This window comes from Amycolatopsis oliviviridis (assembly GCF_014654365.1).
In the GTDB taxonomy this organism is placed as follows: domain Bacteria; phylum Actinomycetota; class Actinomycetes; order Mycobacteriales; family Pseudonocardiaceae; genus Amycolatopsis; species Amycolatopsis oliviviridis.
On the sequence record NZ_BNAY01000010.1, the window covers coordinates 350,195 to 376,070 of the forward strand.

Sequence of the window (25,876 nt, forward strand, 5' to 3'; positions counted from 1 at the left end):
CCACCGGTTCGTCGTGTTCTGTCGGTGATCGACTCCATGCTGCTTCGGTGCGACGAGGAGACTGGGCGCGCCACCCACTGATCACCACCGGTTCGCCGGTGGTCACGGCGAAGCAACTCGAAGCCATCGGCATGGCACGCAGCACGATCTCACGACGCTGCGAACCCGGCGGGCGGTGGCGGATACTGCTGCCCGGCGTCGTGCTGCTCGAGAACGGCGAGCCGACAAGTGAACAGAAGATCCTGGCCGCGCTCCTGCATGCCGGTGGGGGCTCGATCCTGACCGGCGTACACGCGTTGGCGCGCTACGGCCTGCACAACCTCCCGGCCACCGATGAGGTCCACGTTCTGGTCCCGGGGAACCGCTCGACCGCCAGCTCAGGCTTCGTCCACATCGAACGGTCACGCCGCCTGCCGAAACCCCGGGAGAGAGCCGGTGTCCCGACCGCTCCCGTGCCCCGGGCGGTGATCGACGCGGCTCGGAGAACACCGGACAAGGACGCGGTCACGGCGATGATGGCCGAGGCCGTCCAGCGGGGTTTCTGCCTGCCTCGATCGCTCGCCGACGAACTCGACGAAGCTCGCCGGGGAAGCAGCTTACGAAACGCGCTCCTCCCGATCCTGGGCGGCGCTCGTTCGGTCGCCGAAGCCGACGCCTGGCACCTGTGGCAACGGTCGGATCTGCCCGAGTGTCGTTGGAACGTCAAGATCTTCGACGCGAACGGCACCTACATCGCGCAGCCGGACGGCTGGTGCGACGAACTCGCTTTCGCATGGGAAATCGATTCCCTCGGTTACCACGCCGGGGACGCCGGCTTTCGCGACACACTCGCGCGCAACGCGCGTTATGCCGCGGCCGGGATCGTCGTCCTCCAGACGCTGCCTTCCCGGCTTCGCTCGGAGCCCGGCACGGTCGTCGCCGAACTCCGGGCAGCGCTGGAGACCGCGCGGCTACGTCCTCGTCCCACCCTCCGGCTCGGGTGACCGCCCCGCGAACCAAGGCACGCACATGGCCACCATCGCCGCCGCGGCCAGCAGCAGCGAAGCCTGTGTCACCGGACCGTAAGCCCACTCCTGGCCGTGCCCCAGCAGCCGCCCCGCCACCGCGACGAGCGTGCCCGCGACCATCCCGCCGAAAGCGAGGTACCGCGGCGCGCGTTCGCTGAACTGGCGGGCCAGCAGGACGGCGATCAGGAGCACGATCGGCAGCATCCCGCCCAGGACGGCCAGCAGTCCGATGAGCACGACCGGGACCACCCGCCCGGAACCCGCCTCGACGGACCCGCGCCTCCGCCGGATCGGCCACAGCACACCGATCAGCACCGCCAGGATCGCGACGGCGCCGATCAGCAGGCCGGACCGGTACTTCCGGTCCGGGGTGAACTCCAGCTGGACGACACCGCCCGAACCGGCGGGCAGGATCCACGCCTGCTGCCAGCCGTCGACGCGCGTTTTCGCCAGCGGGGTCCCGTTCAGCGAAGCGGTCCAGCCCGCGTTGGCGTTCTCCGGAACGGCCAGGATGGACTCATCGCCACCGCCGACGGTGACCGAGCGGGACGTCGCCTCCCAGGAGTCCACGGTGACGGTCCGGTGCCCGGCGGCTCCGAGAGCCTGCCCGACGGGTTTGAGCCAGAGGTTCTGGACCACGAAGGACTCGGCCCGGTCGGTGCGCAGTTCGTGCCCGCCCGCCGCCAGCTCGACACCGCCCTGCGAATCGGGACACGCGGACAGCGTCAGCGGCCGGTGCGCGGTGAAATCGGCGAGGGTGCCGCGCACGGACGTGTCGTAGTCGAGGCCGTTCAGATGGACGTTCGGCCCCGATCCGCACGGCAGCGTGAAATCCGCGGCCGGAGCGGGAAGTTCGGCGCCGGTCAGGGAAAGGCTTCCGATGCCCAGCGAGTTCCGGGTCCGCTGGTCGTCGTCGAGGCCCGCGAACGCGATCTTCAGCTGCGAAGTGTCCAAGGGCGGGAAGGTCGCCGCGCCGGACGAGTCGAGTTCGACGGAACGGCTCGCCGTCGGTGTCGTCAGTTCCAAACGCGAAGGCGCGCGCGGATCCGTGGCGACCCGGATCCCCGAGATCGTCTGCGGTTTCTCCCAGTCCAGGGTCATCGTCGGCCGCAGGTCGGTGACGTCGGGCTGCCAGGCCGTCGCGGGATTCCCGTCCACCGCGGCGAACGCGCTCGCCGACGGATCCCCGCCCAGTTGCGAAGTCGCCGACACCCGCACGCCGGGCAGGGCCACCGGAACGCGGCCGCCTGCGGCAGGCAGCACGGTGCCGCCGAACTCGTAGGCGCTCTGCGACGTCGTCGAGAACAACCGCCGGATCCCGTCCGGTTCCTCACCGTCGCGCGCGGCGGAAGCGTCGCACCGCACGTGCCCGGCGTCCGGCACGCACGCGTACCTCGGCTGCTGTCCCCGGGTGAACGCGAAACCCGGCGCGGTGCCCGGCCCCAGATCGGCCGGGACTTCGAGAGCACGTTGCGGTTCGGCGCCGGGGATCTTCAGCTCCGAGATGCCGACATTGCCGTCCTGCCTGCCGACCACGAGCGAGAGCAGCGTGATCCGCACCTTCCGCGTCACTCCCGCCGGCGCCGGGTAGGGGTGCGCCCCCTCGCCCCGGACGACCTGGTGATCGACGGAACCGTTGTCCGTGGTGATCCGGATCCGGGTCGGCGGCCAGCCGACGCGGATGTCGTCGACCATCGCCAGGTCGATCGAGTTCACCAGCCGCGGGGTGTCCAGTTCGACTTCGAGCCATTCCCCGATCGGACCGGTGAAACTCGAGGAATGCCAAGCGGTGCGCGGATCCCCGTCCAGCGCGGCGAACGGCTGGTGGCTCGGATCCGAACCGCCGAAAGCGTCCGCGAACGACGCCGCCGTCGACGCGGTCACCGAGCGGATCCCCCGGTACGCGGCCACGGTCTGGTGCTGCTCGCCCGGGAACGGCAGGACGTCCAGCGCGGCCCGCTGCTGTCTCGGCGACTCCCCCGCGGTCAGCGTCTGGCTCAGGTTGTCCCGCACCCCGCCGACGTTGCGTTCGGCGCGGCGCAGCCCGTCGGTGACCAGCCGCGGTCCGGTCGGCGAACCGCCGTCCCCGGTCAGCACCGTCGGCGTGCCGGGGTCGAGCTGTCCGGAACTCAGCAGCGGCAGCAGGTTCTCCGGGCCACCGCTCACCGTCGGGACGTCTTTCGCGGACGTCGCGGTGACCAGCGGCACCGGCTGTTGCACCTCGAAGATCTCCAGCGGCCCGAACTGGGCCGATTTCTCGATCCCCGGCGACCCGGCCAGCCCGGCGCGCAACGTCGTGAAGTCGGGGGCGCCGACCTTGGCGCGGTCGATGTCCCCGCGCAGCAGAAGGAACCGGTAGCCGGAACGCGCGAGCAGGGCGGCGAGCCCGGGATCGCCTCTGCCGTCGGCCAGCGCCGCGTCGATCGAGTCCATCAGGCGGGTGTTGCCCTCCGAGCCCAACGGGACCTGGTTGCGCACGGCCCACGGACTGTCCGCGATGGCCTGCGCCGGTTCGTCCACCGTGCGGCCCCAGTCGTATTCGCCGAACCCGGTCGCGGGCAGCAGCAGCGTGCGCGCCGTCGCGTCGGTCCTGGCGACGTGGCCCATCGCGTCGTACCAGTACCCGGGCACCTCGTCCCAGCCCGGACCCGGCCGCAGCGTCAGCAGCCACACCGGTGCGGCCATCGCCACCACCAGCAGGGCGCCCAGCGCGGGCCGCAGATTCCGCCGCACCGCCGGCGCGGCGCTCGTGATGCCGTGCACGAACGCCAGCATCAACGGCAGGCGCAGCACCGGCTCGAACTTGTGGACGTTGCGCAGCGGCGCGAGCGGGCCGTCGAGCAGGTGCCGCACGGGTTCCGCCAGCGGGCTGTCGAGCGTCCCGACATAGCCGACGGTCAGCAGCGTCAGCCCGGTCACGACGCCGAGCACCAGGAACCGCCGTTCGGGCAGGCCGCGCCGCGCGAGGCCGAACAGCCCGACCGCAGCCACCATCCCGGTCGCCGCCATCAGCACGGGATTGTCGATCAGCGCCCAGCCCGACGGCCACCACGGCGTGCCCTGGACGACGTAGGCGACCCACTGGTTCGTGCCGCGCAGCACTTCGAACAACGACATCGGCGCCGTGGTGTTCGTCGCGGATTCGATGTAGTCCAGGAACGGCAGGCTGTACTGGCCGAGCAGCACCAGCGGCAGGATCCACCACAGCATCACCCCGGCGACGAAGACGAACCACCAGATGACGAGTTCGACGTGCGTGCTCCGCCATTTCCGGGTCAGCAGCCACAATCCGGGCAGCACGAGCGCCATCACGACCATCGCGCCGTTGATCCCGCCCATGCACAGCACGGCGAGCGCGGACAACCCGGCGGCTCGGCGTGGCGAGCCGATGCGATCGGCGAGGATCAGCGGCAGCAGCACCCACGGCAGCAGGACGGCGGGCAGCATTTCCGAGGACAGCGAACCGATTTCGGTGACCATCCGCGGCGCGAGGGCGTAACCCACTGCTCCGATCAGCCGAGTCCGTTCGTTGCCCATTTTGAGCGCGCGGGCCACCAGCAGGGCGCCGCCGAACGCGACCGAGAGCAGGATCGCGCACCACAACCGCTGCGCGATCCACGCCGGGATCCCGGCGGCCTGGCAGACCGCGAAGAACGGTCCCATCGGGAACAGGTAGCCGTAGGCCTGGTTCTGCAGTTCCCCCGCCGTCGCCTGGGGATTCCACAGGTGCAGCGCCCTGCCGAGGAACGCCAGCGGATCCACGGCGAGGTCGAGTTTCGTGTCGAACGTCGTCCTGCCGGGACGCTGCAGAAAGGACAGCACGGTCAGCGCCAGCACGATCCATGTGCTCGGCTTCTTGACGAGCGTGCCCGGCGAAAACCGACGTCCGGATCGCCGCACCGTCTCGCGACCCGTTCGTTCGCCGGTGGTTACCATCCGGTAGATACTAGGCGGAAACGTGGCTACTATGCGCCTACCCATTCGTCCCCGCGGCCTAAGCAGGTGCTCCCATCACTCAGAGCCGGAGACCTTTGACAGACGGTTTCGAAGAAGCGTGGTCACTCGCCGAGCCCGTCAAGGGCTGGATGACGCGGGATCAGGGCCTCGCCTTGTGGAACGCGGCGTCCCGCCTGGAAAAGGGCGATCTCATCGTCGAAATCGGGAGCCACCAGGGCCGGTCGACGATCGTGCTCGCCAGTGCCGCCCGGACGGTCGGCGCACGAGTGGTCGCGGTCGACCCGTTCGTCGACGGGCGGCTGTTCGGCGGATCCCCGACGCGCAAACGATTCGAGGCGAACCTGCGGAAAGCGGGCGTCGAAGACGTCGTCGAACTCGTGGCGGAGTACAGCACGAAGCTGCGGCCGCGCTGGGACCGCCCGATCCAGCTGCTCTACATCGACGGCAAACACGACTACTGGACCTACACCGACGACCTGCGCTGGTCCACGAACCTGGACGACGGTAAGGAAATCCTGGTCCACGACTGCTTTTCCTCGATCGGTGTCACCCTGGGCACGATCGCGAAAGTCCTCTTCGGACGGCGCTACACCTATCTCGACCGCGCGACGTCGATGGCCCGGTTCCGGCTCACCCCGCCGTCGGCCAAGGACAGGCTGCGCGTGATCGCCCAGTTGCCCTGGTTCCTGCGCAACGTCGGGATCAAGATCTTGCTGCGGCTGCGTTTGGCGCCGGTGGCGAAGATCTTCGGCCACGACAGCCCGTACGACCCTTACTGAGTCAGCGGCCCGCCGACGTCGACCTTCGCGAGACAGACGGGAGCCCCCTTGGCGGACAACCGGAACCCGATCTTGTCGAACAGGCCTTCGATCGGCAGGTACATCGTGTGCAGGCCGGGCTGGAACCACACCGGCACGCGCGTCCCGTCGCGGTCCACGACACCTTCCCCGCCGTCCGCGGTGAAGTAGTCGATCCGCAGCAGGTGACGGCCGAGAACGGGCCTGTCCAACGGAACCCGGACCAGTTGCTCGCCGACGGCGTACCCGCATCCCGCCACCGGACCGGGCAGGCCCCGGGAAATCGATTCCACGCCGGTGATCGTCCTCGCGGTGCCCGAATCGTCCAACAGGGACATCCGGCCGGTCGGCTGGTCGAACCGGAATCCCGGGATCAGGCCCACCACCCGTGAGACACGGGCGTTCTCCCCGAACCAGCCGTGCAGGATGTCGTTCGGCACCGACGTGTCGTACAGGACGAGATCGGGGTCCCGCTCGATCGACGCGCGCGCGTTGGCGAGGAACTCCCGGGAGTGCTCGAACCGCAGGCCCGGCGCCAGGCGGGAGAAACCCACGGCGGAGCTCACGATCAGGACGAGACTCAACGCCAGGGCGATCGGGCGTTTCGCCTGGGACGGCGAGGGACCCGAAGGCCGGTCGAACGGTTTCGGTTCCAGGAAGGCGAAAGCGAGGCACAGCGCGACGACGAGCGTCAGATCGGCGACGTAGCGGGGATCGCTGCCCAGTCCTGGACCGACCTCGGTGAGCCGGGTGGCCGCCGAAAGACCGACGTCCGCCGCGAACACCAGGGCCGCCAGCACCCACGCCTTCCGGGCCCGCGGTCCACCCACGCGGATCCCGGCGACCAGCACCGCGACGGCCACGAGCAGCAGCAGGATCCGCACCACCACGGGGGAAGCGGCGAACGTCGCACCGGGTCCCGGTCCCGACCACGGCCCGCCCGCCAGCCCCGGTACCAGGGTGTCGCCGAGCATCCGGCCCGTCATGTCCGCGATCGTGCCGAGGTTGACCGGACCGCCGCCCTGCCCGACCTGGCTCGTCGTCAGAGCCAGGAAAACGGCGGCGTACCCGGCGAGGACGACGGTGAGAACACCCATGAGCACGAGGTGGCGGCGCAGGGAAACACCGAGCAGCACGGTGATCCCGGCGACCAGGACCGGGATGAAGACGGCTTTCTCGTAGAAGGCGAGCCCGAAGACGGTCCAGGCCACGGTGGCGATCGCCCAGCGACCGCCGTCGGCGAGATAGCGCACGTGCGCGTGCAAGGCGGCGGTGGCGGCCAGGAGCACGGGCGCCAACTGAAGGGCGTACGCCCACCACAACGTCGGGACGAGCAGCAAGGTCGACGTCGTGAACATCGTGAACGGGACCAGAATCCCCCAGCGGCGCCCGAAACAGCGCACCAGCACCGCCCACAACAGCACCGAAGACGCCGCCTGCATTATCAGGACCGGCGCCATCAGCACGGCGAAGTTCAGCGGGGCCCAGGCCGTCAGCAGGTCGGCGAGCAGGAATCCGCCCGGCGCGAGATGCCCGTGGTAGTCCTGGAAGTAGTAGCCGAAATCGAACGGGCCCGACTTCGCCGCGTGGTAGGTGATGACGAAGTCGTCTTGCGCGAGGCTGCCGCGTAGCGCCGCCCAGACGTGCAGAGCGAACGGGATCACGCCGGCGACGATCGCGGCGATCGTGACCGGCGAAGGTCTCTTCCCCCGGACAACCACGTCTTGCCTCAATTCTTGCAGGTCGGCGGCTGGCACATGATCTTGCTCAGCGCCTGGTAGAAGACGTCCGAGATCTTCCGCGGATCGGGGGTGGTGAACGAATCCCCGCCGGTGGCGGTGGAAACCTGCCGGAGCTCGGACGCGTCGATGTCCGGACCGATGCCGATCCCGATGACCGGCAACGGTTTCCGCGGGTCCTGAAGCTCGCCCAGCTCCTCCAGCAGCCGGGGCAGCCCGATCGTGTCGCTGTCCTCGTTGCGCCCGTCGGTGAGCACGACGACCAGGTTGATCCGGCCGGGTTTCCAGTTCTGCCTGGCGTTCTGGTACGCGGCGAGGATCGAATCGTAGAGGCCGGTCGCCCCGCCCGCCTTCGGCCGCACCGCCTGCAACCGCTCGACACCGCCCGAGGCCTTCTGCTCGGCGATCGTCTTCATCGGCAGCAGGACCCGGTGGTCCTTGTCACCGTCCAATTTGGTCGAGAACAGCCACAGCCCCAGTTCCGTGGTGGGTTTGAACAGCCCGAGGCCCTGCGTCGCGGCCTGCAGGGTGAGTTCCATCCGGCTCTTTCCCGTCCCCGGCACGGCGGCGGCCATCGAACCGGAGACGTCGAGCAGCACCTGGACCCGGGCGCTCAGGTTCGTCCCCGCCCAGGCCTGCAGGGCGGCGTACAAGTCCGTCACGGGCGGGGCACCCGGCGGACTCGGCGCCGGATCGGTCCGGGTGTCCCGCGCCCGCGGTACGGCGAACTGACCGTTCGGCGCCCGGAATCCCGCGTCGGCGAAGGTCGCGGCGGCCATCGGGTCGAGCAACAGCCGCAGGAAGCGTTCCGCGGCGCCCCTCGACGCCTCCGAAGCCTTGGGCAGCACGACATACGGGTAGTCGAACCCCTGCACCGGCACACCCGGGTACGCCGCCACGAGATTCCGGGCGAGGACGGCCTGTTCGGTCACCGGGAAAGCGGCCGTGGCCTGGCCGGGCGCCGGGTTCAGCTTCCGCATGGCGGCGGTGAAGGCGGCCGCGGGATCGGCCGCCTTCTCGGTCAGCTTCCGCAGGCCGAGCAGCGTGGCGACGCCCAGCGGATCCCGCGCCGGATCCGGCATCCCGACCGGGGAACCGTCGAGGATCTCTTGCCAGGCAGGGGTTTTCCCCGGCCAGCCGAGCCGTCGCGCGGTCTCGTCGGGAAGTCCCAGCACCACCGGGGAATTCGCCACCGACTGACCGGATTCCGGCAGGTTCCACGCGCCGGCGTCCCTGGCCTGCGACAGCATCGTGCTCGACTCGGGGATCCAGACGTCGGGCCCGCCGGAGGTGGTGGTCCCGAGCAGGTCGGCGGTCTCGGCCGACTCGCTCGCGGTCACGGTGACACTGAAGCATTCCGTTTGCGGCACGGTCGCCGCGAGCCGCGTGAGCACCGGGGCGATGTCGGGCGCGGCGGTGATCCCGACCGGCGTCAGTGCGTCACAGCCGTTGCCCGCCAACCGGGCCCGGAGATAGTCGACGCCCCACCAGGCGCCGAGCGCGATCACCAGCAACAGGCTCAAGACGACGACGGGCGCGGTGAACCGCCCACCACGCCTCGGGCCAACCTGCATGCGCGTGCCTCCGAGGTGCGGTACGGGATCTGGGATGTTGCCCAATCCGCCCGCGCACGTCAACCCTCCGGTAACTTAGCGCGCCTCGCTACGGCAAACGGCCTAACCGAAGTAGCGTCCGGCCCCGATGTGGGCACCGGCCGACTGCCACCAGCCCGCGTCGCCGGTCGAATCGATCCCGTCCGCGATCACGGTCGCGCCCGCGACGTTCGCGGTCTCGATCAGGTTCCGCAGCGAACGCTCCGCCAAGGGTTCCGTCCGCCGCTCCGCCAGCCGGGGAGCGATCCGGACCGTCCGTACGGGGACGTCCACCAGGCAGACGACGTCACCGGCCACGCCGAAGTCCTGCAGTTCGGCGTCCACCCCGATCTCGGCGAGGAGGTGCAGGTTGTCGACGGTCTCCCCGAGTTCGGCGAGCACGGCACCGGCGGGGAAGCCCAGCCTCAGCCGCGACGGCCCGAGCCCGGTCGAGGTGAGCACGGTCCGCACCGACCCGACGAGGTCGGGATCCGCGGCCTGATGCGGCGTCATGCCCACGACCATCGGGAGCCTGTCGTCCGATTCCTCGCACGCGGTGCGGATGAGCCATTCGCCGAGCGGCACGATGAGTCCGGTCTCGTCGGCGAAGCGGACACAGGTGTCGTGACCGATCCGGCCGTGGCGCGGATGGTTCCACGCGAGCCGCGCCTCGATGCCCGCGGGAGTGCTGTCCGCGAGCCACGTCAGCGGCCGGAAGCAGACCTCGATCTCGCCGGTCTCCCAGGCACCGGCCATCGAGGCGGCCAGGCCGAACTCGTGCCGGTCCCTGGTGTCGAGGGCGGAATCGGACAGCGCCCACTGCCGGTAGCCGTTGGCCTGAGCCCGGCGCAGCGTCATGTCGGAGACTCGCAGCAGTTCGTTCGGCGCGATGTCGCGGGGCGGCCGGTGGACGACCCCGACGCAGGCCGAAACCGCGACCCCGCTGCCGCCGTCGAGGTAGACGGGTTCGGACAGTTCCTGGTTGATCATGCCGATGACGGTGGCGACGTCCGGGCTGGTGGCGGTGTTCTGGATGAGGACGCCGAATTCGTCACCGCCGATCCTGGCAACCAGCGCGTCCTCGCCGCCCACGACGGCCCGCAGCTTCGCGGCGACGTTCTTCAGCAGGTCGTCGCTCTGTTTCTGCCCGAGACCGCCCGCGATCAGCGAGAATCCGTCGAGGTCGAGGTGGTAGACCGTGACGCCGAAGGCCGGGTCCGCGTGCCGCAGCGCCTTCTCCAGGCGGGTGCCGAAGAACTGCCGGTTCGGCAGGCCGGTCAGCGGATCGTGCAGGGCCTGACGGCTCAGCTGCCGCTGGAGCAGGGAGACGTCGGTGTCTCCGTCGACCAAGGTGATCAGCTGCTGGGCCTCGCCCGCCGGATCGCGTATGACGGCGCCGGTGAACCCGGCCCACGTCGGTTCCTCGTCGTCGGTGACGAGTCTTCGTGACAGTTCGAGCCGATGGCTCTCGCCGTCGAGCAGCTTCCGGTAGCCCTCGCGAAGGCCGTCGGCGTCTTCCGGATCGACCAGGTCGTAGAGGTTGAGCCCGGTCAGGTCGGCGACGGGCCGGTTGAGCATCTCGGCCAACGCCGGGTTCACTCGCTGGACGCGACCGTCCACCCTGGTGACGGCCACCCCGGTCTTCGAACCGGCGAACAACTGCTCGAAGCGCGCCTGTGTGAGGACCAGTTCGCGCCGGGTCTCGCGTTCGAGGGTGACCAGCGTGCGGCTCAGATCCTCTTGCTGCGTCTGGATGCTCTCGCGCAAGGCCTCGCCGTAGCCGGACGCGAGCGCGCCGAGCACCTGCAACACCCGTTCGGGGAGCGACTTCACGCTCCGCAACTCCGGTTCGTGCAAGAGCCCCTTGCCGAGTACATCCATCGTGCGACGCAGGCTGTCCGGCCCGACGCACCTGAGCGCGACGAGCCGCGCGCCCGCCTCGGCGGCCTGCGCGGGCTCGGCGTCGTCACTCAGCACCGCCGCGAAGACCTCGTCCAGCAGCGCGGAGAAATGCTCCTCGATCTGGGCATGGGTATACGGAAGGTACGCCGTACCGGTGACCAGGTACGCCCATTTGCGGGCGAGCGTGGCACGGGTCGGCGCGGCGTTCTTCCGCTTCGGGGATGCGGAGGATGAAGTTCTCTTCGGGGCGTCCGGCGATACGGAGAACTCATCGCCGTCCGGAAGTGGGGCAGTCACGTCCGCCGGTCCTGGGGTCGTTTTCGTATTCCGTGGTGGAGAAACATCCTCCACGATTTTCTGACCGTACTCACGGTTTACCGGTCACCCAATCGGGTGGTAACCCTACGGTACTGCAACACCGACCTTGTCCCTCAGCCATTCGCGCGTGGCGTCCCGGTACAGCGACGCGTTGCGGTGCAGCGCCAGCGAATGTCCGGCACCGGGCAGAACATACGTGGAAAGTTCGGCCTCGGGCCCGTAGTACGGCGCTTCCGCCGGACGCAGGCTCGCGCCGCTCGAACAGTCCCGGAGCGCGAACAACCCGCAGAACAGGATGTCCTTCTCCCCGACCGCCTGGAAAACGGGTACCCGGATCGCTTTCGTCGCGGGCAGGACGATGCCGAACACGGCGACGGTTCCCATTCCCGGGACCGAAACCTGATCCTTGGTCGCCTCGTCGGCGGCAATGACCTGCGGGTCGGTATTTTCCGTCGCGTAGAACAGTCCGGCGCGCGCTCCCGGTTTCGTCGTGAAATAGAGCGGATCACTGCCGAGCGAACCGAGCTGGCCGTCCACGAACGCGGGCTGCAGGCCGAAGAGCACACCGAAGGTCAAGGCGGGCACCGACGGCAGGTGCGTCATACCGCTGAGGATCACGCCGTCCACGTCCTGATACGTCGACGCCTCGGCCGCGACGATGCCCGAACCGACCGAATGCCCGACGATCACCACCTTCGCGAACGGCGTGCCGCCGACCCGGCCCGCGCGCAGATGCCCGACCACCTCGTGCATCGAGCGCGCCAGCGCCGGCAGCAGGAGCGGGAGGCTGGGCGGTTTGCTGCTCCCGCCCGAGCCGAGCTGATCCGCCGCGAAGGTCGCGTACCCGTGTTTGGCCATGTCGCGCTGATACGAATAGCGATCCGGGTCGTAGGGCAGGTCCCAGTAGGCACTGTTGTAGGTGCCGCCGTGCACCAGCAGCTGGACGGCCTCGGGCGCCGGGCCGTCAGGCAGGCAGAACCGGCCGTGCACCGTCGCCGGTCCACCGAGCGGGCCGGTGACCGGCAGATCCACGTCGGAACAACGGATCTCGACGGCGGCGGCCGGGGCGGCGACCAGGAAACCACCGAGGAGCGCGCAGCACGCGGCCACCGCGGTGGCCAATTTGAGCGGCATTCTCACAGAACCCTCTCCGGAATCGGAACGCTCGGAAGGAGCATGAACCCTACACCCGGTAACCGAACACTCACCGTCAGGCTGGCGTTCGCGGAATCACGGTCATCGGCAACCGGTTCGGCTGCATGGTCGCTTTGATCTTGGGAAAGACCTTCACCCCTGGTAGCGGCTCCAGCCGCCATCGCGCGCCGATCGTCGCCGCGACCAAAGCGATCTCCGTGGGAGCGAACTGATGCCCCGGGCACAGCCGGGCGCCGGCACCGAACGGGATGAAGGCGCCCTTCGGCACTTCGGCGGCGCGCTCCGGCTCCCAGCGATCCGGGTCGAACCGCTCGGGTTCGGGGAACCAGCGCGGATCGCGGTGCAGCGTGTGCTGGCTGACCGCGACCTCGGTACCGGCGGGAATCCGCACACCGCCGAGTTCGACGTCCTCCCGCGCGCGCCGCATCAGGATCACCGGCGGGGTCCGGCGGACGACCTCGTTGATGATCCGTTGCGTGTACTCCAGGCGCGGCAGGTGTTCGAACCGCGCGGGCCCGCCGTCGAGCACCTCGTCGACCTCGGCGTGGAACCTGCGTTCGATGTCCGGCCGCGCCCCGATCTCGTGGAAGAACCACGCCAGCGCGACGGCGGTGGTCTCGGCGCCGGTGGTGAGGATCGTGATGACCTCGTCCTCCACCTGGCGGTCGGTCATCTTCTCGCCGGTCTCGTCGTCCTTGGCCAGCAACAACATCGACAGCAGATCGCCTTGATCGCCACCCTTCTCACGTGCCTTCAGGACGGCGTCGCCGATGACCCGCCGGAGCCGCGCGGCCGCGGCGTCGAACTCGCGGTTGGCCGGGATCGGCAGCCGCTCGACGAACTTCGGCGAGAAGGCCCGGACCATGACGTACTTCAGCATGATCGGGATCGACCGCTGGATCTCGGCGAGCGCCTCGACACCGAGTTCGGTGGAGAACAGCGTGCGCCCGGAGATGGTCAGCGCGAGATCCTGCATCCGCCGGTCGAATTCGACCACCTCGCCGGGTTTCCACGAGCCGGCGAGGTCCACGGCGAGTTTCGTCATCGTCGTCTCGGCGTAGAGCGCGATGCGGCTTCGCTGGAAAGCGGGCAGCATCATCCGCCGTTGCCGCTGGTTGAAGGCGCCGTTGGAGGTGGCGAGCCCGTCCCCGAACAGCGGCCGCATCTTGTCGAACACGATGCCCTTGTCGAACTTCCCCGCGTCGACGGCGAGCAGCCGCCAAGCCAGTTCCGGGGTGGTGACGAGATAGACCGGCATCGGGCCGAAGTCGAGCCGGACGACGTCGCCGTGCGACCGCAGGGACGACAGCAGTTTCAGGGGGTCACGGAGCATCGGCACGGTATGCCCGAGCAGCGGCCAGCGGCCCGGTGCGACAGCGACGTCCGGAGGTGGTGCCATCGTGCTCGTCTCCCGTGCCTGGACGCTGAACCCGGTCACCTTAGGACCGCGCGACCGCGGACGGGAGTTCCGCGGCCGCACATCCACACGATCGGACGATGGCAGCCGGTTCCCCGATGCCGGATAGACTGCTGTGCCCCAACGGATTCCCCTACGAACGGCGGCGACGACGGTGACTTCGAACCTGAGCTGGGTACCTCCCGAGGTCGACACGACGGTGCCGAATCCCGCCCGGGTCTACGACTACTGGCTCAACGGCGACCACAACTTCCAGGCCGACCGTGACCTCGGCGAACAGATCCTGAAGATCATGCCGGGGATTCGCGACGCGGCCAGGCTCAACCGCGCCTTCCTGCGGCGTGCCGCGCTGCACATGATGGAGGCGGGGGTGCGGCAGTTCCTCGACATCGGCTCCGGGATCCCGACCGTCGGGAACCTCCACGAGATCGTCCAGCGGATCGACCCGTCCTGCCGGGTGGTCTACGTCGACCGCGAATCCGTCGCCGTCGCGCACGCCAAACTGCTGCTGCGCGGCAACGACCGGTGCGCGGCGATCCAGGCCGACCTCCGCGACGCCAACGACATCCTCGACGCGCCGGAAACCCGGGAGCTGCTGGATCTCGACCAGCCGATCGGGCTGTTCATGTTGCTGCTGCTGCATTTCGTGCCGGACTCCTGGGATCCGCACGCGATCCTGGCCCGGTACCGGGAACGCCTCGCCCCCGGCAGCTTCCTCGCCATCTCGCACGTCGCCGCCGACGCGGACTCGAGCGGCCTCGACGAAGCCATCGAGGCGTACAAGAGCACCCAGAACGACCCCATCCCCCGGACCCACGAGCAGGTGCTCTCGTTCTTCGAGGGCTTCGACGTCGTCGAGCCCGGCGTCGTCGGCTGCGCGATGTGGAACCCGCAGGGGGCGGGCGACATGTCCAACGACCCGGAGATCAACTCGCTGCCGTACGCGGGGGTGGGCCGGAAGCCTTCGTGAGTGGCGATTCGGGTTCTCTTGAGGAGAAGGTCGAAGGTGTCGTGTTCAGGCGAGTTGGGCGATCATGCGTGATCAGGCGGCGATGACCCGTGATCAGAGACGGATCTCGCGTGATCAGAGGACGTTCGCCGTGTTCGCCGTCTGATCACGCGAGTTCCGTTCCTGATCACGCGAGTTACGTCTTCGCGCCCGTGAGGCGTCGGTGCGGTTGGTCGTAGGTCACGGTGTGCGTGTCCCGAGCGCCACGCTGGGGACACTCACCGTCTCGAGCGTGGCGCTCGCGACGTACTGCCTTGACGTCCGGCACCGGATGTTCCCAATGTCGCATTCGAGACACTCAACGTCCCAAATGCGACATTGGGAACAAGGACCGAGAACAGGCGACCCGGCGATGTTGCGAAAGCTTCTTCCGCAACGTTGAAGGTTGTGAAAGCCACTTTCACAACATCCACGCAGGCACGCCCGCACGCGAACATGACACCTCTGCCCTACCCCTCATTTACCCGAATCGCCACTCACGACCCCCTCAAGGCAGCACGTCGGTCACGGTGTCCTTGATGACCTGCCACCTACCGTGCTCCCGCACCAGCGTCAGGCTGATCGTGTAGTGCCGGTCGACGTTCTGCGACGGCACCTTGTAGTAGGCGTCGAGGATCGCGAAGCCCATCTTGCAGTCCTCGACGACGGTGTGGGTCACCGTCCACGGCATGCTGTACTCGTACGGGAGCTTGAACTGCACGTCGACCACCGGCTGCACGTTGGCCTCGTAGCCGATGAACAACTGCCCCTTGCGCCCGACGGTCACCATGTTCTGGTGGATGATCGCCCGGTAGCGGGCCTCGTCGCGTTTGTTGTAGCTGTCCATGTCCTCCCAGACGGCGCGATCGAACGCGCGCCGGCAGGCCTGCCGTTCGCTCTCGGCCTGCTGCTCACCGGCCGCCGCCGCGGCCGGTACGCCGATCCCCGCCGCCGCCACGACCAGTCCGGCCAACGCCGCGTAGTACCGCTTGCGCATGGGGTTCTCCTCAATCACGTCCCGTACTTCTTCCACCGGCAGGTTCGCCGGACGGCGCATCACAGCTGCATCACTTCCGCACCGGCGCGGGCGCGGGGCCGGTTAACCTCGCGGGAGGGGGTGTGATGGAGTTCCGGATACTCGGGCCGGTGCAGTGCCGCAACGGCGCGCGGCCGGTGAAGCTCGCGGGCCCGCGGCAGGAACGCATCCTGGCCGCGCTGCTGCTCGGCGCCGATCGCGTCGTCTCGGTCTCCCGGCTGGTGGACGTCGTCTGGGACGAGGATCCGCCCGCCACGGCCGTCCGCCAGATCCGCAACCTCACCACCGCCCTGAAGCGCTCCCTCGTCGCCAAGGGCGCCGGCGAAGACGTCCTGGCCGCCGAGGGGCCCGGTTTCGTGCTGCGGCCGGGCACTTTCGACCTTCGCACGTTCGAGGAGCACGTCTCCCGCGGCGAGTTCCGTGAGGCGCTCGGCTGCTGGCGCGGACCGGCTCTGTCCGGTGTGGACAGTATGGCGCTGCGCGGCGCGGCCGACGAGCTCGACGAACGCCGTCTGTCCATTATGGAACGCTGTCTCGACGAGGAGATCGCCGCCGGCGAGGACACCGTCGCGGAGCTGACGGCACTGGTCGCCGAGCACCCGTTCCGCGAGGCGTTCACCGGGCTGCTCATGCGCGCGCTGCACCAGCGGGGCAGGCAGGCCGACGCGCTGAACGTCTACCGGCGGACGCGGACACGGCTGGTGGACGAACTCGGGATCGATCCCGGCCCGAAGCTGCGCGAGCTCTCCGAGCGGATCCTGCGCGACGAGCCGGAGTACGGCAAGGCCCGGTGCTTCCTCCCCTACGACGTCCCGGATTTCACCGGGCGGGAGGCGGAGATCGGCATGCTCCTGGACGCCGTCCGGCTCGGCCGCCCGGTGGCCGTCGACGGGATGGCCGGTGTCGGCAAGACCTCGCTCGCCGTCCACGCCGCGCACCGGCTCGCCGCCGATTTCCCCGACGGGCAACTGTTCGTGGACCTGCACGGTCATTCCCCTGCCCGCGAACCACTCGCGCCGGAGGCCGCGCTCGAAGCCCTGCTCGGGCAACTGGACATCCCGGCGAGCCGGCTCCCCGGCGGCGTGGACCGGCGGGCCGAACTGTGGCGGACCAGGACGGCGGGCCGGTCGCTGCTCGTGGTGCTCGACAACGCCGCGAGCGCGGAACAGTTACGACCGCTCCTGCCCGGTTCGGCCACGATCGCCCTCGTCGTCACGAGCAGGCGACGGCTGTCCGCCATCGACGGAGCCGCGTCGATCAGCCTCGAAGTCCTGCCGGACGAACAGGCAAGCGCCCTGTTCGCGACGGCGTCGGGACGACCGGACTCGGGGGTGGCCGCGTTGTGCGGGAACCTGCCGCTGGCGATCCGGATCGCGGCCGCCCGGCTGCAAAATCGTCCACAGTGGACCGTGGAAACCCTCGCCGAACGGCTGGGCTCGGAACACGACAGGCTGGCCGAGCTCAAGGTCGCCGGACGCGACGTGGCCGCGGCGTTCGCACTGTCCTATCGGGAACTCGACGCCGCGCGAAAGCGTATGTTCCGTTTACTGGGAAGGAATCCCGGTGCCGACATCGGTGTGCCCGCGGCGGCCGCGCTGGCAGGCACCGGCGAGCAGGAGGCCGAACGGCTGCTCGAAGATCTGCTCGACGCCCACTTGCTCAGGCAGCCCGCGCTGGGCCGGTACTCGTTCCACGACCTGATCGCCGAGCACGCGCGCGCCGTCGCTGACGACGGGGAAACCGCCCCGGCGCTGATCAGGCTGCTCGAACACTACAGCGGCGGAGGCGACTCCGGCTGGTACGAGGCGGAACGGGCCAACCTGGTCGCGGTCACCCGTCACGCCCTCGACGCCGGTCACGACGAGCACGCCTGGCGGATCGCCGCGGACACCGCGGACCATCTCCGCGAGAGCGGGCATCTCGACGAGCTGCTCGCCGTGGCACACACCGGCATCACCGCCGCCCGCCGGAACGGCGACCCGCACGCGATCCAGCTGAGCCTGGCGAGCCTGACCCTGGCGTTCTGGGAAAACGGGAGGCTCACCGAGGGAATCGGCTGCGCGCTGGAGCGTCTGGACGTCGTCCGCGCGTCCGGTGACCGGGTGGCCGAGGCGATCGCGCTGTCCAGGGCGGGCGCCCTGCACGGCATGCTCGGCCGCTACCCCGAGGCCATCCGGTTCTATCGCGACGGGCTCGCCATCGAGGACGAGACCGCCGGCTGCGAAACCACCGCCACGTTGTGGACCAATCTCAGCAACGCGCAAGAGGTCCTCGGCAGGCTGGACGAAGCGCTGGTCTCCGCCCGGAGAGCGGTGGTGCTGCGCGAGGATCCCCGCGGCATGATCCTGAGTTCGGCCCAGCTCGGCCTGGTCTTGGCGCGGCTCGGCCGGTTCGGCGAAGCGTACGACGTCATCGAACGCTCGATCACCGCCTCGCGGGACCTCGGCTACCTGTTCGGCGAAGCGTGGAGCCGGATCGACCACGCCGACGCCCTGCTCCTCGCCCACCGGCCCGGCGAAGCGCGGGAGCAGGCCGGACGCGCGTGCGAGATCCTCGCCCGGCTCAACCATCCGCTGCTGCTGGCCATGGCGGCCAACAGCCTGGGCACCGCCTGCCTCGCGCTCGGCGAGAGGCCGGCGGGGCTCCGGCAGCACCGCCTCGCGCTCGAAACGGCGAGACGGATCGGCTATCGGCTGCAAGAGGCCCGCGCGCTGGCCGGGATCGGGCAGTCCCGTGCCGCGCACGACCTCTACACCGCGATGGGCCTGCCCGCCGAACCGCTGAAGGTGGTCACCTGAGGAATTCGGTGAGCAGGCCGCGCAGGACGTCCGGCTGACGGAGGACGCCGTGGTCCTGTCCCTCGACCGTGGCGTGCCGCGCTCCGGGGACCGTATCCGCGACCGCGCGAGCGGCGGCCCGCATCCAGGCGTCGCTCTCCCCGCCGTCCAGCACCAGCGTGGGCACGGAGATCTTGGCCAGCCTGCCGGCGGGCAGCACGTTGCCGGGGCCGCACAGCGCGAGGTCGTAGGGCAGCGTGTGGGCGAGTCCGGCGAACCAGGCCCAGAACGCGTCTTCCCGCATCCCCTTGACGACCTCGGCCGGGGTGTCCGTCCCCTCGACGAGGAAGAGTTCCGCCGCGCCGTCGCGGTCGCCGTCGGCGATCAGTGCCCGGACGCGGTCGAAGAGGTCGGCCCCCGGCCTGGGACGGCTGTCGTCCACGACGTACGGCGGCTCGTACACGGCGAGGCTGGTCATGGCGACGCCCCGGGCGGCCGCCTCCAGTCCGAGGACGGCTCCCGACGAGTGCCCGAAGACCGCCGCGGAACCGCCGACGTGGTCGATCACCGCGGCGAGATCCTCGACCTCGCGCTCGACCGAGTAGACCGCGCCCGCGCCGCTGTCACCCCGCCCGCGCCGGTCGTAGGCGATCGCGGTGAAGTCCGGCGCCAGCGTCGCGGCCAGGCCGGCGAGGGTCGTCCGGTCGTTGAACGCGCCACCGGCCAGGATCACCGGCGTGCCCTCGCCTGTCCGCTCGAAGGCGATCGGGGTGCCGTCGGCCGAGGTCACGGTCTCGAACGAGGTGGTCATCAGGTCCTCCAGGGGGTCACTTGACTTTAGCTTCGTCCCCGGGTCGGAGCCGACGACCACCTCTCGACATCATTTCCGGAGATTTCCGAAGAATTCCCGGAGCTCGGTCACCACGTGGTCCGGGACGGCCATCGCGACCATGTGACTGGGACTTTCGTGATCGGCCCAGCGCACGATGTCGTTCTTGCGCGAGGCGATCTTGCGCAGGACGGACGGCCCGCCGTGCGAGACCCCGGTCGGCACCACCGTCTGGTCGATCGGCATCGCCGCCGCGCCCTCGTAGTACGGCCACAGCGAGGTGGCGCCGGTCCCGGTCAGCCAGTACAGCGTCGCGTTGGTGAGCAGCAGGTCGCGGTCGATCGGCTCGGCGGGCGCAGCGCCTTCGGGCCAGCCGTCGAACTCCTTGAACCGTTCGACCAGGTAGGCCAGCTGCGCGACCGGCGAATCGAGGAAGCCGTAACTCAGCGTCTGCGGCCTGTTCGTCAGGTACGGCGCGTAGCCGCTGCCGCCCGCGAAGCGTTCCATCAGTCCCGTCAGCTCGGCTTGGTCCTGTTCGGTGAGCCCTTCGAAATCGGCCGGGTCACCCATCGGGACACCGAGTCCGGACGTGATGTGCGAGCCGATGACGTGCTCCGGCGCGTGCACCGCCAGCTGGGGCGTCACGAGCGCGCCGGCGTCGTTCCCGTGCGCGCCATAGCGTTCGTAGCCGAGGCGGCTCATCAGCGTGGCCCACGTCCGCGCCACCCTCGCGATGTCCCACGGCCGGTCGTCGGCGGGTTCGGGGAACGGCGAGAAACCGAAACCCGGCAAGGACGGCGCGACGACGTGGAAGGCGCGCGAAGGGTCGAGACCGTGGGCTCGCGGATCGGTGAGCGGTCCGAGGACGTTCAGGAACTCGGCGATCGAGTTCGGCCAGCTGTGCGTCATGATCAGCGGGATCGCGTCCGGTTCCGGCGACCGGACGTGCAGGAAGTGCACGCGCTGGCCGTCGATCTCGGTGATGTACTGCGGAAACTCGTTGAGCTGCTTCTCGGACGCGCGCCAGTCGTAGCCGTCGCGCCAGTACTCGGCCAGGTCCTTGAGGTAGGCGACCGGGACGCCCCGGCTCCACTCGGCACCGGGCAGCGCCGACGGCCAGTGGGTGCGGGCCAGCCGGTCGGTCAGGTCGTCCAGATCGGACTGCGGGATGTCGATGCGGAACTGCTCGATGTCGGTCATGAAGAGACCGTAAGGGCCATTCAGGCCAGATCCTGACCTAAATGGCCCCTACTGGCCAGGCATTCAGTCCTCTAGATGCGGACGACCTGAGTCGCGCCGAAGGTGTCCTTCACCGGCACCTCCACGGTCTTACGCCGAACGGTCACGCGTACGACGTCCTGCCGCTGCGTCGGATCCGAAACGGTCAGCTGCCAGCCGTTCCCCGTCCGCCCCAGCGCCACCGACGCCGGTCCGGACACCGACACCTCGTCGACCGAGCCGGCGGCGAAGAAGTTCGCGAGCAGCGTCGCGTCCCACAGGCGGACCGCCTGCACGGTCGCGGTGTTGGACCGCACGCGCCACGACCAGGCCGAGGCGATCGTCTCCAGTACCGACGCGGTGGGCAGGACGGCGTAGGCGTAGCTCGCGCCCGAAGGAGCGGCCCCGTGCTCGATCACCAGCTTCTGGTAGCGCCGGGTGTAGGGCACCGTGGTGCCCTTGGTGTTGGCACCCTTGTCGACGTCGCGCCAGGTCCCCGTCCGGTCCTCGCGCAGCGCGGTCACCTCCGCGTCGTCGAGCAGGACGTACCCGCCGACCTTCTCCAGATGCAGCCAACGCTTGCGCCGCAAGGATTCCGACCCGTCGACGAGATGGCCGTCGGCGAGCAGGACCCCCGAGCCGTTCTCGCCGAGGTTGCGGTTCTCGATCGTGGTCCGGATCCGCTCGCCGGAGGCATCGGTGATCCCGGCACCGAGGCACACCACCCCCGACGGCGTGAAGAACCACGACTTCTTCGCGGTCAGCGTGCCGTCCTGCGAGACGAAGTCGAGGGCGTGCGCGCCGTGCCGCGCGTCCCAGCGGACCCCGCCGCAGTGATCCTTGCTGGTCAACGGCACCGACTCGAGTTTGGGGAGCGCCCCGCCCTTGGTGGTCGTGCCCGGCAGTAGTTGCGGATCGACGGTCGGCCAGTAGGCGTCGGTGAAGTGGTCCTTCGCCTTGGGCAGGAACAGATACAGCGCACCGTCGCCGACGTGCCAGCCGTGCAGGTTCATCGAGTTGATCGACTCGTACCGCGAGATCCGCGTCGAGGCGACACCGAGCGAGGCCGACCAGCCTTCGCTGATGTGCACCATCCGGTCCTGCTGGCCGAACACCCGGTGCGTCGCGACCGTCGGCGCCGGGCGGATCCCGGTCGCCAGCAGCTCCTGCGCGAACTCGACGCCGGGGATGCCGACGAGGTCGGGTCCCGGCGCGAACCGCTCGGGGTCGGGGATCTTCAGGTACGGCGCGAAGGTGTCCTCGGTGATCCACTTCGCGGCGAGCCCGCCGAGTTCCTCCTTGCGTTTCCCGCTCGCCGACCTCGCCAGCAGCACGACGGCGCCGGTGAGCTGGTGCCCGATGTCGTGCGCGGATTCCCCTTGCCGGGAAAGGAACCGGCCACGGACCGACTCCATCAGCGCGCCCGCGTGGACGAAGGGCGCGAACGTGTCGGAGACCAGCGCGTACGCCGCGTCGCGGACGTCGGCGGGCAGTTCGAACTCCGTGCCCTTGGTGACGTGGATGGCGGACGCGACGGCGGTGAGCAGGATGATCCCGTAGTGCCCGGGATACGGCACCGAATCGTGCTGGAGGAACGAGCCGTCGGTGTGGAAGCCGTCCCCGGCGGCGCGGTGGAGCTTGGCGATGACGCTCGCCGCTCCCCCGCCTTCGACGTCGGTGAACGCCCCGGCACCGCGCTTGATCCGTTCGGCGTCGCCGAGCATCGCGCCGGAGACGATCGAGATCGTCGACTTGTCCGCGCGGTTGGCGCCGGTCTCGACGACGCTCGGGTTGTTCGTGCGGAGGTTCGGGTTACCGGAGAACTTCAGCACCGGTTTGAGGTAATTGGCGAGTTCGTCCTGGGTCAGCTCGTCGGCGACCGTCGCGAGGATGTGGAGCAGATAGAGCGGGATGCCGATCTCGTAGGTGTACCAGTTGCCGATCTCGGCGGTCTTCTCGCTGTACTGATCGCTGGTGTACAGCAGATCCAGTGCCGCCTTGATCCGGCCGAGCACGCCCGCGTCGCCGGCCAGCGCGCCGCCCGGGGTGCCCCAGTTGACCGTGATCGCACGGAGCCGGGCGTACATCGACGTCGTGTAGTCGCTGCCCGGGCCGAGCGGGAGGTCTTTCCACAGTGGACCGCCGCCGACCGTCATGCTGTCGTGGTAGGACTTCGCGACCCTGTCCAGGTTCGCCAGCGCGGCGGTGCGTTCCGCCGACGGCCGGTTGATCCCGGTCTGGAGTTCGCGGTAGCCGGTGACGATCGAGGCCATACCGGCCGTCCCCGCCGCCACTGCGGACGCGGGCCGGGCTGACGAAGGGCTCGCGAGAGCGGTCGTGAGTGCGACCGAAGCGGCCGCTGCCGCGCCTCCCCGCAAGGCCGTTCTCCTGTCGACGTAACCGAATCCGGGCATGACGGAGCCTCCCAAAGGGTCGAAAGACAGCGATCAGGGGCGGCGGGTGGTGGGGCCTCGTGAGTGGCGATTCGGGTTGGAACCCGAATCGCCACTCACGACGGTTTCTAGCGTTTCCCGTCGGTCCTGCGGGGCAGGTCCCACGGGTTGTTCTCCTGCAACGGTTCCGGCAGCAGCGCGTCGGGGAAGCCCTGCCAGGCGATCGGTCGCAGGAACCGCTCGATCGCGGCGGTGCCGACCGAGGTGCTGGTCGGCGCGGTGGTCGCCGGGTAGGGACCACCGTGTTCCTGTGCCCAGGTGACCGTGACGCCGGTCGGCCAGTCGTTCCACAGCAGGCGGCCGGCGACGCGGGTTAGTGACGGGAGGACCGGGCGGATCCAGTCCACATCGGACTCTTCGCCCTGGATGGTCGCGGTGAGCCCGGGTTCCATCACGCCGAGCAGGCTGATCAGCTCGGCCTGGTCGGTGTAGGTGACGATCAGCGACGCCGGGCCGAAGCACTCCTCGCGGACCGTGTCGCCGTCGGCCAGGAAGTCCTTGGCGGTGGTGGCGAGCAGCGTCGCGCCGTGCGAGATCCCTTCGGCGCCACCGGACTCCGACAGCACCTCGACGCCCTCGACGTCGCTCAGCTTCGCCAGTCCGTCGGCGAAGCCCGCCGCGATGCGCTCGTTGAGCATCGGCTGCGCCGGGATCGCCGAGACGGCCTCGCGCAGCGTGTCCTCCAGGCCGTGTCCCTCGGGCAGGAACAGCAGTCCCGGCTTGGTGCAGAACTGCCCGGCGCCGAGGGTGAACGATCCGGCGTACGCCTTCGCGATCGCCTCGCCGCGCGCGTCGATGGCCGACCGCGTGACGACGACCGGGTTGACGCTGCCGAGCTCGCCGTAGAACGGGATCGGCGACGGCCGTGAGGTCGCGATGTCGAACAGCGCGCGCCCGCCAGGCACCGAACCGGTGAACGACGCCGCCTGGACCCGCGGGTCCTTCAGCGCGGTCACGCCGTTCTGCTGGCCGTGGATGACCGCGAAGATCCCCTCCGGCGCACCGGCCTCGACCAGCGCGTCACGCAGGATCTCGCCGGTGCGGGCGGACAGCTCCGGGTGCCCGGAGTGCGCCTTGAGCACGACCGGGCAACCGGCCGCCAGCGCCGACGCGGTGTCGCCACCCGCGACGCTGAACGCGAACGGGAAGTTGCTGGCGGCGAACACCAGCACCGGTCCGATCGGGGTGAGCAGCCGCCGGATGTCCGGCCGCGGCCCCATCGGCCACGCGGCGTCCGCGTGGTCGACGGTGGCGCCGAGGAACGACCCGTCGGCGAGCACCTCGCCGAACAGGCGCAGCTGGAACGTCGTGCGCTTCAGCTCGCCCTGCAGCCGGGGGGCGGCCGGGAGATGCGTCTCCTGATTGGCCAGCGCGATCAGTTCGTCGGCGGACGCGTCGAGGGCGTCCGCCGCCGCGTTCAGCCATCCGGCGCGCTGGGCTGGGGTCGCGGCCGCCGCCGTGCCTGCCGCATCGGCGGCGGCCGCGAGGATCTGTTCGAGCGTGGCGGGATCCGTTGCCTGGCTCATGGGTTCTGCTTTCTCCTAAACGAGTTCTTGCGCGGCGCTGACGGCGGCGATGAGATCCGCCCAGCGCCCCGGGCCGGCGAGGCCGAGGTGGTACAGGTGCAGTTCGGTGGCGCCTGCCTTGCCGAGTTCGGTGGTGTAGGCCTCGATGTCGGGCACCGGGCTCGCCGCCACCGCGGTGATGTAGCTGCCGACGGCGACCTTCTCCGGCAGCTTCGCCCGTGCCGTCGCGACGGCGCCCACGCTGGGGTGGCCGGGTACCCAGTTCTGCAGCACCACCGCGTCGACGTCGTCCGGGGCCGACGGCGTCAGCCCCGGCAGCGCGCCGGTGACCCACGGGTCCATCGCCCCGTGCAGCACGATCCGGGGCCCGGACGGGATCTTCGCGAGCACGTCGCGCCGCAGCGCGTCGGTCGCCTTCTGGCGGGTGTCGAGCAGGACCTGCCGCAACGTGGGCAGGATCTTGTCCTCGGTCGCGCGGAGGTCACCGCTGTCGATCAGCCGCCGGACCTCGGCCCGCAGCTTGCCCAGCGCCTTCGCCGGGTCCTGACCGGCCGCGGCCCAGGCGTCGAGACAGGCGTCGCAGCAGCAGATCGACAGCAGCCGCGCCACCGCGGGCGACCAGACGCCGTCGGTCTTCTCGTGCTGGTGCTGATGCACGGCGCCGAGTGGGCCGCACGCTTCGAGGACGACCGTGGCGAAATCGAGCCCGGCGAGACTTTCCGCCGTCACGTTCGCCGCGTACTCACGCACCTCCGGCTGGCCGGGGCACAGCGCCCACGGGTACCGCTCGCCGAAGCAGTTCCGCACGGTGAAATCCGGGAACTCCGTGCCCAGCAGCGAATTGTGGGTCAGCACGAGCCACGCCGCGGCCGGGATCCCCGCCTCGTTCAGCGCCCGGACGGCGTCGCCCGCGCTGTCGCGGCTCTCGACCCAGTCCGGCTCGGCGGGCTTCAGCTCGCCCCAGGCCTCGTCGCGCACCGGCCGGTACAGCGCCGCGTGGCGCGCGACGACCGACGTGCGCTCGGGCGACCAGGGTGTCGCCGCGCGGGCGCTGTGGTACGACACGGCGACGGCGACCTCGTCGACGCCGAGTTCCCGTACGCGCTCGACGAAACCGGGATCGTCGACGACGTCCCAGGGGTAGGCGTATCCGGTGACCTTCACC

At 69.8% G+C, this 25,876-nt stretch carries 16 protein-coding genes; 4 read left to right on the top strand and 12 right to left on the bottom strand.

From position 1 onward, the window contains the following. Positions 1 to 47: 47 nt before the first annotated feature. The gene (locus IE302_RS35665; protein ID WP_229908140.1) at positions 48 to 983 is read left to right on the top strand and encodes a hypothetical protein; all 936 of its coding nucleotides are present in this window, start codon (positions 48 to 50) and stop codon (positions 981 to 983) included. Here the strand turns inward: IE302_RS35665 and IE302_RS35670 are convergent. Then, a complete protein-coding gene (locus IE302_RS35670; protein WP_191258850.1) occupies positions 951 to 4,943 on the bottom strand; it encodes an alpha-(1->3)-arabinofuranosyltransferase in 3,993 nt (1,330 codons plus the stop codon). The two genes, IE302_RS35665 and IE302_RS35670, sit on opposite strands and share 33 nt — an antisense overlap. A 95-nt stretch (positions 4,944 to 5,038) precedes the next feature. Here IE302_RS35670 and IE302_RS35675 point away from each other — a divergent pair, with 95 nt between their 5' ends. Continuing rightward, positions 5,039 to 5,743 carry a class I SAM-dependent methyltransferase gene (locus tag IE302_RS35675; RefSeq protein WP_191258851.1) on the top strand — a complete coding sequence of 235 codons (705 nt, stop codon included), beginning with the start codon at positions 5,039 to 5,041 and terminating at the stop codon, positions 5,741 to 5,743. Here the strand turns inward: IE302_RS35675 and IE302_RS35680 are convergent. The 5 genes from IE302_RS35680 to IE302_RS35700 all read right to left on the bottom strand — a co-directional run bounded on the left by IE302_RS35680 (position 5,737) and on the right by IE302_RS35700 (position 13,866). Continuing rightward, positions 5,737 to 7,482, bottom strand: a complete 1,746-nt coding sequence (locus IE302_RS35680) for a hypothetical protein (protein ID WP_191258852.1) — start codon at positions 7,480 to 7,482, stop codon at positions 5,737 to 5,739. The genes IE302_RS35675 and IE302_RS35680 overlap by 7 nt on opposite strands. A gap of 8 nt (positions 7,483 to 7,490) precedes the next feature. Then, positions 7,491 to 9,074: a substrate-binding and VWA domain-containing protein gene (locus IE302_RS35685; RefSeq protein WP_191258853.1), complete on the bottom strand. Its 1,584-nt coding sequence runs from the start codon at positions 9,072 to 9,074 to the stop codon at positions 7,491 to 7,493. Between the two features lie 102 nt (positions 9,075 to 9,176). After that, complete coding sequence (locus IE302_RS35690) at positions 9,177 to 11,291, bottom strand: putative bifunctional diguanylate cyclase/phosphodiesterase (protein ID WP_191258854.1); 2,115 nt, start codon at positions 11,289 to 11,291, stop codon at positions 9,177 to 9,179. Positions 11,292 to 11,396: 105 nt separating this feature from the next. Next, positions 11,397 to 12,446: an alpha/beta hydrolase gene (locus IE302_RS35695; protein ID WP_191258855.1), complete on the bottom strand. Its 1,050-nt coding sequence runs from the start codon at positions 12,444 to 12,446 to the stop codon at positions 11,397 to 11,399. 76 nt (positions 12,447 to 12,522) lie between these two features. Continuing rightward, entirely contained in the window at positions 12,523 to 13,866 is a 1,344-nt protein-coding gene (locus tag IE302_RS35700) for a cytochrome P450 (RefSeq protein WP_191258930.1), read from the bottom strand. Between the two features lie 172 nt (positions 13,867 to 14,038). On the opposite strand from IE302_RS35700, the gene IE302_RS35705 reads away from it, so the two are divergent. Beyond that, on the top strand, positions 14,039 to 14,854 hold the full coding sequence (locus IE302_RS35705) for an SAM-dependent methyltransferase (RefSeq protein ID WP_191258856.1): 816 nt from the start codon (positions 14,039 to 14,041) through the stop codon (positions 14,852 to 14,854). Positions 14,855 to 15,380: 526 nt separating this feature from the next. Here the strand turns inward: IE302_RS35705 and IE302_RS35710 are convergent. Continuing rightward, positions 15,381 to 15,869 (bottom strand): hypothetical protein, encoded by a 489-nt coding sequence (locus tag IE302_RS35710; RefSeq protein ID WP_191258857.1) that lies wholly within the window; start codon positions 15,867 to 15,869, stop codon positions 15,381 to 15,383. Between the two features lie 125 nt (positions 15,870 to 15,994). On the opposite strand from IE302_RS35710, the gene IE302_RS35715 reads away from it, so the two are divergent. After that, positions 15,995 to 18,706 (top strand): AfsR/SARP family transcriptional regulator, encoded by a 2,712-nt coding sequence (locus IE302_RS35715; protein WP_191258858.1) that lies wholly within the window; start codon positions 15,995 to 15,997, stop codon positions 18,704 to 18,706. On the opposite strand, the gene IE302_RS35720 is transcribed toward IE302_RS35715, so the two are convergent. The 5 genes from IE302_RS35720 to IE302_RS35740 form a co-directional block, all read right to left on the bottom strand. Continuing rightward, a complete protein-coding gene (locus IE302_RS35720) occupies positions 18,699 to 19,496 on the bottom strand; it encodes an alpha/beta fold hydrolase (RefSeq protein WP_191258859.1) in 798 nt (265 codons plus the stop codon). The genes IE302_RS35715 and IE302_RS35720 overlap by 8 nt on opposite strands. A gap of 69 nt (positions 19,497 to 19,565) precedes the next feature. Next, positions 19,566 to 20,714 (bottom strand): epoxide hydrolase family protein, encoded by a 1,149-nt coding sequence (locus IE302_RS35725; protein WP_191258860.1) that lies wholly within the window; start codon positions 20,712 to 20,714, stop codon positions 19,566 to 19,568. A 71-nt stretch (positions 20,715 to 20,785) separates the two neighbouring features. Continuing rightward, entirely contained in the window at positions 20,786 to 23,146 is a 2,361-nt protein-coding gene (locus IE302_RS35730; RefSeq protein ID WP_191258861.1) for a polysaccharide lyase 8 family protein, read from the bottom strand. A 107-nt stretch (positions 23,147 to 23,253) separates the two neighbouring features. After that, positions 23,254 to 24,711 (bottom strand): aldehyde dehydrogenase (NADP(+)), encoded by a 1,458-nt coding sequence (locus IE302_RS35735; protein ID WP_191258862.1) that lies wholly within the window; start codon positions 24,709 to 24,711, stop codon positions 23,254 to 23,256. Positions 24,712 to 24,726: 15 nt separating this feature from the next. Then, positions 24,727 to 25,875: a hypothetical protein gene (locus IE302_RS35740; RefSeq protein WP_191258863.1), complete on the bottom strand. Its 1,149-nt coding sequence runs from the start codon at positions 25,873 to 25,875 to the stop codon at positions 24,727 to 24,729. Position 25,876 lies beyond the last annotated feature (1 nt).

Coding starts and splice junctions, on each gene's coding strand:
- IE302_RS35670 (WP_191258850.1), bottom strand. CDS start 4,943: ATGGTAACCACCGGCGAACGAACGGGTCGCGAGACGGTGCGGCGATCC.
- IE302_RS35685 (WP_191258853.1), bottom strand. CDS start 9,074: ATGCAGGTTGGCCCGAGGCGTGGTGGGCGGTTCACCGCGCCCGTCGTC.
- IE302_RS35695 (WP_191258855.1), bottom strand. CDS start 12,446: ATGCCGCTCAAATTGGCCACCGCGGTGGCCGCGTGCTGCGCGCTCCTC.
- IE302_RS35700 (WP_191258930.1), bottom strand. CDS start 13,866: ATGGCACCACCTCCGGACGTCGCTGTCGCACCGGGCCGCTGGCCGCTG.
- IE302_RS35710 (WP_191258857.1), bottom strand. CDS start 15,869: ATGCGCAAGCGGTACTACGCGGCGTTGGCCGGACTGGTCGTGGCGGCG.
- IE302_RS35715 (WP_191258858.1), top strand. CDS start 15,995: ATGGAGTTCCGGATACTCGGGCCGGTGCAGTGCCGCAACGGCGCGCGG.
- IE302_RS35720 (WP_191258859.1), bottom strand. CDS start 19,496: ATGACCACCTCGTTCGAGACCGTGACCTCGGCCGACGGCACCCCGATC.
- IE302_RS35725 (WP_191258860.1), bottom strand. CDS start 20,714: ATGACCGACATCGAGCAGTTCCGCATCGACATCCCGCAGTCCGATCTG.
- IE302_RS35730 (WP_191258861.1), bottom strand. CDS start 23,146: ATGCCCGGATTCGGTTACGTCGACAGGAGAACGGCCTTGCGGGGAGGC.
- IE302_RS35735 (WP_191258862.1), bottom strand. CDS start 24,711: ATGAGCCAGGCAACGGATCCCGCCACGCTCGAACAGATCCTCGCGGCC.